Origin of the sequence: Aliikangiella sp. G2MR2-5, from assembly GCF_015687155.1 — a bacterium.
GTDB lineage: Bacteria > Pseudomonadota > Gammaproteobacteria > Enterobacterales > Kangiellaceae > Aliikangiella.
Map to the genome: position 1 here is coordinate 1 of NZ_JADPQF010000016.1, position 2185 is coordinate 2185.

General features: G+C 41.1%; 1 protein-coding gene. It reads right to left on the reverse strand.

What is annotated here, in order from left to right:
- The coding region (locus IYN84_RS20795) for a non-ribosomal peptide synthetase (RefSeq protein WP_196141208.1) at positions 1 to 2185 on the reverse strand (2185 nt) is incomplete at both ends.

The following is a 2185-nucleotide window of genomic DNA, read 5'->3' on the forward strand; positions in this document are numbered from 1 at the left end:
GGACCAGCCATCGAAAGCAATGTGGTGCCAGACAATTAACAGATAATTTGTTCCTGATAACTGAAAGTGTTTCAATCGTATGCTTGGCTCTGAACTTAAATCGAAAGGCTGACTGATAGCACTTTGAAGATACTTATTTAATTGCTCCTGACTTTTCAATTGCTCGGACTCCCAGCAAGGGATTCCAGCTTGAACGACTTGCTCATTGTCAACATAGATAGTTGATAAAATTGAATGTCGCTTGCAAATTTCTTCAATCGCAGTGCGGACTAAAAGGTAATCAGTGCCCGAATTCAATTTAGCAAAGAATGGAATATGATAAGCATCAGTACCTTGCTCTAATTGCTCAATAAAGAGCAAGCGCTGTTGAGCAAACGATAGGGGGTATCTTTCCAGACCAAGCCTGGGTATTTCGATTTTTTGATTTTTTCCTAGTCCTTCGCTTAATTCCGCGATCGTTCTTTTAGCATAAAATAGTGATAGCGGTACTTCCATATCCAGCTGTTGTCGGATCAGTGAAACTATTCTAATGGCATTAATTGAATGACCACCGATGGAAAAAAAGTTGTCTGTAATACCAACCCGTTTTAATCCAAGTACAGACGCCCAGATTTGGCAAAGCTTTTCCTGTAAATTATTTTCAGGTGCAACATATTCTTTGCTAGCAGCAAGATCGACCTGGGGCAATTGCTGTCTATCAAGCTTTCCATTTACGGTAAGAGGAACCTTGTCAATCAGGCTAATTACCGTAGGTACCATATAGGAAGGTAGTTTAGTCGACAATGCTTGCTTGATAGTTTGTTGGTCAACCATCATGCAAGACTCGGCTACTACATAGGCGATGAGGTAATTTGTCTGTTCATGCTCGTAACTAATAACTATTGCTTGTCTGATATTAGGTAGCTGCTGAATAGCGGCTTCGACTTCTCCTAGCTCAACCCGAAACCCTCTGATCTTAACTTGATTATCATCTCTACCTAAATACTCCAGATCTCCATCCGGTAACCAGCGAACTAAATCGCCTGTTCGATATAATCGTTCACCGCCTTCAGGCACAAACGGGTTGTTCACAAAACGTTCTTGAGTTAATTTTTCCTGATTCAGATAGCCACGCGCAATCCCCATTCCCCCCAAATACAACTCGCCAGGAGATCCAATCGGAACAGGTTTCATATTCGGAGACAAAACATATACCATTACATTATCAATAGGCTTTCCGATGCGGTTGTTTTGTTTATGCTCTGCGTAATTTAAACAACGAGTTGCAGTAACTGTTGCTTCGGTTGGCCCATACACATTTACAAGCTTACTTCCCCAAAGAGCTTTAAGTTCTGCAGGAAAAACATCTCCTCCCGATACAACTCTGCGAATTTTATGTGCGGAGGCTAGCTGACCAAGTGCAGCCAAATATGCAGGGGTAGCAACCAGATGAGTCATCTGATATCGATCGATGCACTCGGGTGATTGTAAATCTTCTTCTGTTGGTATAATTAAATGAGCTCCGTTCAATAACGTCACCCATAACACTTCTACAGCGCCATCGAAAATATAGGCCGGTAACCAAACAACTTTTTCGTCGTTTGCAAAATCAAGAGCTTCCGTTTGACTTCGAACCAGGTTGACCACTGAACGATGCTCTATCATCACACCTTTTGGATTTCCGGTTGTCCCAGAGGTGTATATCACATAGGCCAGGTCACGCTCGGAACCGTTATTCAGAATTTCCCGTGACTTTTGTTTAGCAAGCGCATCCAGTTTGACTGAAATGATGCCATTAACCTTCTCTAGCTCTGGTAGCCACTCACTCAGGCGTTGGTAATAACTTTCTTGAGTAAGAAGAAGAGGAGCATTAGTATCTTCTTGTTGATAATCAATACGTTCTTTAGGATGTTCTGGAGACAAAGGAACATAAGCAGCACCAGCTTTTAATACTGCTAAAATGCTAACTACCATTTCAATTGATTTATTAAAATAAAGAGCAATTAATGTATCTGAAGGTAATTCAGAATTTTTCTGTTTTCTATATAGCTCCCTGATAAAGAGTGCCAGCTTTTCTGAATATCTATTTAATTCACCATAAGTTAAACTTTGGTCTTCATGAGTCACAGCAATCTGATCCGGGCAAAGTACCACTTGCTGCTCAAACAATTGCTGAATAGTTGCTCCGCAAGGATAAGTCTTGTGA